This is a genomic window from Candidatus Hydrogenedentota bacterium (assembly GCA_018005585.1).
Lineage (GTDB): Bacteria > Hydrogenedentota > Hydrogenedentia > Hydrogenedentales > JAGMZX01 > JAGMZX01.
Genome location: JAGMZX010000256.1, coordinates 1 through 4,643, shown reverse-complemented (window position 1 = coordinate 4,643; position 4,643 = coordinate 1). Strand labels below are relative to the sequence as shown.

The window sequence follows — 4,643 nt, the reverse complement described above, 5'->3', positions numbered from 1 at the left end:
TACCTTCCATCACGGCCGCGGCCACGCGCGCCCGCTTGTCCGGGTCGGGAACGGTGGTCTTCTCGATCGTATGCAGGATGATGTCGTGGGTAATGCTGCGTGTCTTGAGTTGCGCCGCCAGGAGCAGCGCATTGCGGCACAACGTGACAATCACCCGGGGATTGCCCTCCGCGTACGCGTGCATGGCCCTCAGGGCAGCCTCCTCGAATTCCGGCCCCGCCCCGGGACGCGCCCCCGCGCGCTCCAGCCGGTATTCGATGAATTGGCGCATTTCCTCCAGTCGGACCGGCAAGAGCGTGTAGGTTATGTTGACGCGCTGCTCAAAATTCGGGGCGGCGCGCAACACCTGAATCCACTCGAGCTGAGCAAAGACTACCAGGTTGAGCAGTTTGTATTGCTGTGTTTCCAGATTCTGCACCAGCCGCAGCAGTTCAAGCTGGCCGCGCTTGTTGAGATTCTGGCCGTCGTCTATGACCAGCGTGTTGACGCGTTCCCGGCGCGCAAGCAAATACTGGTTCAATGCCTCCATATAGGTCATGAAGGAAGGCGGCGCGGCGCGGATCCCGAACTGAGAGACAATGGCCTCAAGCAGGTCGAAACTGGTCCAGGACGGGATGGGTGAACCGATGATCGCCGTGTTGTAGCGTTCGGGGTCCGCTTTCATGCCCAGAAGCAGTTTCCGCAAGAGCGTCGTCTTGCCCGTGCCGTAGTTGCCGACCACCACTGCAATGCCGTGCCGGGAGTCTATGCTGTTCCAGAGCCGGAACAGGCATTCCTTGTGCTCTTGCGTGGCATAGAAATAGGCCGGGTCCGCCGTGGGCGCAAAGGCCTGCTCCTGAAGCCCAAAATAGTCGAGATATGCTTGCGTCTCATCCATCTACCGGAACCGTGCCCGCCGTTCCTTTGCCCCGTGTCAAGGCTGAACCGGCGGGATATGTCGTTCGCGAAGACCGCCTCACGGCAGGCCCGCTTCCTCGCCCGGCCTTCGGTGGCCTGTCGTGCGGGTAAGCTGCTCAAGCTTCAGCCGGCGTTCGCGTAAACAACGCGTTCCGGCGGCCGCAACCCGTGCTTTCCGCCGGCGAAGGCCGCCGGTTTCCCAGCCCGCTCATCAACGATTTTCATTTTATGCAAAACTCCGATTTCTGTCAATAATTATTGGGGCACTGGACGGGGTGACGTCGCAGAACCCGGCTTTCTCGAAACAAAACACTCTGGCCGCGCGAATAGGCGCGGTTCTTGGATTGTTGCCTCCTTCGTGGTATAAAGATACCGTAACTATGATGGAATGTTTGGGGAGTCCTCAGGAAGATGACGCAGGAGAAGCTCATAGCGCTGTCTGGACCGTTGTCCGGGAGAGTTTTCCAGTTGCAGGGTGCAGTGACCATCGGGCGCAATCCGGACAATACCGTGCAACTCGAGGACCTCCAGGTATCGCGGCGGCACGCCAAAGTCGAGCAGACGGACCGCGGAACCATCTTGCGAGACTTGGGCAGCGGCAACGGCACGTACGTCGGCAACCGCCGCATTCTGGAATACCGGCTGTCGCACGGCGACGTTATTCGAATTGGCGACCAGGAATTCCGGTATGAAGGACGGGTGACCCGGGATGCGGACGAGCCCAAAGGCGAAACCGGGGTTCGATTCGAGAGCAGCCCCAACAAAGTGGTCTCAGCCAGCCAGGCCGACCACCTCTTCCAAACGTTTTTCCACCCACCCCGCGAAGTCCCAACACAGGAGCAATTACGCGAGGCGCAGCAGCGCCTTCAGGCCGTTTACGCGGCCAATCAGGTAATTACCAGCGAACGCGACCTGCACCGGGTCTTCGCTGTAATCATGGAGCAAATCTTCCGCCTTGTGCCAGCCCACAACGGCGTGATTCTGCTGCGCGACAGAGACACCGGCGAACTGGTTACCGAGCACGTGAAGACGGGCCGCGCATCGACGGAGATCGTGATTAGCTCCAGCATCGTGCAGCGCGCCGCGGAACGGGGCGAGGCCGTCATTACGCATGACGCGGCCGACGATTCGCGTTTTGAAGCCGGGATGAGCATCATCGCCCAGAATATTTCGTCGGCTATGTGCGCACCGCTGAAGCACCAGGAAGAAACGCTGGGCGTCATCTACGTCGACACGCGAGGCACGACCAACGCCTTCGTTCCGAGCGACCTGCAACTGCTGGTCGCGCTGGCCGGCCCGGCCGCCAGCGCCATCAAGAACGCTCAGTATGTCCGCATGCTCGAGAAATCTTACGCGGACACGCTCGTCGTGCTCGCGGGCACCATTGAAATGCGCGACAAGTACACCGTCGGCCACACATGGCGCGTCACGAATTTCGCCGTGGCGATTGCACGCGAACTGGCGTGGACCGAAGACAAGATCCGGGAGTGCGAAATGGGCGGCGTGCTCCACGACATTGGCAAGATCGCGATTGAGGACGCGATATTGCGAAAGCCCGGCAAGCTTACGGACGAGGAATTCGCCAAGATAAAGGTCCACCCAGAGCGGGGCGCGCGGCTTCTTCAGGACGTCGAGCGCCTGCACCCGCTCATCCCGTACTGCCTGTATCACCATGAGCGATACGACGGACACGGCTATCCGTACGGGCTTTCCGGCGAGGAAATCCCCCTCGAAGGCCGTGTGATTGCCGTAGCGGACACGTTCGACGCGCTCACCAGCAGTCGTCCCTATCGGAAGGGACTCTCCACGGAAATAGCGCTGGGCGAAATCGAGAAAGGAAGAGGGACGCAGTTCGACCCGGCCATCGTGGACGCGTTCCTGCGGGCGTTCCGGGCCGGCAAGATTAACCGGATTCTCCAGGATTACCTGAAAAAAGACGAAAAGAGCATCGTCTGCCCGTTTTGCAGCACCTACATTCAGGTGCCGGAGGGGGCCCACGCCGGCGACCGGTTTGACTGCGGCGTGTGCCATCGCCACATCTGCCTGCGTGAGCAAAACGGCGCATATTATGGCGAACTCATGCCGCAAAGCAGTGCTGCGCTGCAGCCTCACCTTCACGCGTAGGCAAAGCCCCCGCGTGATTCAACGCACCGTGACCCGCCACTCGTTCCGGCTATAGCTGATATTCGGGCTGTTCTCAGGAGATCGCGCGATACACTCTATCCGGTAAACGCCGGCTTCATTCAGGTGCCGCGTATAATTCATGCCCGTGGCCACGGGCGCGCCGTCCAGCCACCATTCATAATCACGGAAACCCACCGGGCCGGTCAGCGTCAAGATCGTGCCTCTCGCAACCTCTTTTTCGTACACGGGGTTGGCTCGCACCGTGGTGGAACCGCTCCAGGGAATCACCGCCGACGAGCGGTCGCGCCGCGCTTCCATGCGCACGTATGCTTCGCCAGGGCGGTCCAGCACGTAGCGCAAACGGCTCTCCCCGACGCCTTCAAGCACTTCCGTGTCGTTTACGCGCCACGAATACCACGTCGTGGCGCCCAGCTCGGAGAAGTCCAGGTCCAGAATCTGGCCTTCATAGCAATACGGCGGCAGGGCCAGCGATTGAAACACGTACGTCTGGCCGGTGGCGGCCCCGGAGGGCAACAGTCCCATCTCATGCTCCAGGGAAACCACGACGCGAACGCGCCTCTCTTCGCTGCCCGCACGGATGACCAGGTCATAAGTACCCTTCTCCGTGTTGCCCGGCCGCGTACACAAAACGATTTGGCCCGGTTCTTTCGAGGGCTTCACGATCTCGAACATCCAACCGTAGCCCTCCGCGATCTGCGCCTTGATTTCGCTTGCCGGGACAGGCGAGCCGTCCCGCGTCACTTGAAACACACACTTGCTCGTCGTGGAGGGAAACACGACCTGAGTGGGCGTCACGGAGAGACCACCCGCGGGGGATACGGGGTCCAGAGGCGCCATTTCAACGGCGACGGCGCCCGCGGCGGCACACGCAAGCGAAAGAACCGCCACGGCCAATACCCGCGACAGAGCCGCACGGCGCCCGTATGGGCGGGCCGAAACGCCCCACGCTGGCCTTGTCATTCTCCCACGTTGAGCCACCGCAACCCCGGCGTTTAGAGCGTCCAGGGCCGCCTGCCCTCTTGTTCGCCTCATGAACCTGCCTCCTTGCCCGCTCCTGGTGCGAAGAACCGGGCGTATTCGGGGCGGCACGCGCCGGTACAAGAGCCGGAGCCTCTCGCCCAATACAACACGATAATGAATCCCCTCAATTCAGGGGAGGTTCCGCACAATACACAGGTAATTCGTCTCTCCCGTAACGTGGTCTGTGATACACTGGATGTCCGTCGGCACCGCTTGGCTACGGCCGGAGCGGGTGCGGTTTCTAGTTTTCGTGTTGGAAGGGGAGCATGTCAAGTGCGCGTCTCGATAGCTGAATGGGCACGCCACCGCCCCCGAGCCGCAGAGGCGCTGGCCATGGCCGGCCTGGCGCTCTTGTTCGCGCAGGGGTGCGCCAAGGACTTGCAGCAGGCGGCCCCCGCACCCGCCGCCGCTGAGACCGGCACGCCACTGCCGGCGGCGTCTGCCAGTTCGGATTACACCTCCCCCAGGCAAACGTTGAACACGCTTCGCGACGCCGTCCGTCTACAGGACTTGAATCGGGTGGTCCAGACCTTCGCCCCGTCCTTCAGACCCGTCCTGCAGCAGTGGATAGAGCAGGCCGG

General features: G+C 61.6%; 4 protein-coding genes. 2 read left to right on the top strand and 2 right to left on the bottom strand.

Going from position 1 to position 4,643, the window contains the following annotated elements:
* Positions 1 to 877 (bottom strand): AAA family ATPase (locus tag KA184_23330; GenBank protein ID MBP8132524.1); only part of this gene is annotated, 877 nt, incomplete at its 3' end.
* A gap of 431 nt (positions 878 to 1,308) precedes the next feature.
* Between KA184_23330 and KA184_23325 the strand changes: the two genes are divergently transcribed.
* The gene (locus tag KA184_23325) at positions 1,309 to 3,021 is read left to right on the top strand and encodes an HD domain-containing protein (protein ID MBP8132523.1); all 1,713 of its coding nucleotides are present in this window, start codon (positions 1,309 to 1,311) and stop codon (positions 3,019 to 3,021) included.
* 18 nt (positions 3,022 to 3,039) lie between these two features.
* Here KA184_23325 and KA184_23320 read toward each other — a convergent pair whose 3' ends face one another.
* Complete coding sequence (locus KA184_23320; GenBank protein ID MBP8132522.1) at positions 3,040 to 3,930, bottom strand: hypothetical protein; 891 nt, start codon at positions 3,928 to 3,930, stop codon at positions 3,040 to 3,042.
* A 465-nt stretch (positions 3,931 to 4,395) separates the two neighbouring features.
* Between KA184_23320 and KA184_23315 the strand changes: the two genes are divergently transcribed.
* Positions 4,396 to 4,643 (top strand): hypothetical protein (locus KA184_23315; GenBank protein ID MBP8132521.1); only part of this gene is annotated, 248 nt, incomplete at its 3' end.

Bases quoted from the DNA above. Each gene is read 5' to 3' on its own strand.
- KA184_23325 (MBP8132523.1), top strand. From the start codon at position 1,309: ATGACGCAGGAGAAGCTCATAGCGCTGTCTGGACCGTTGTCCGGGAGA.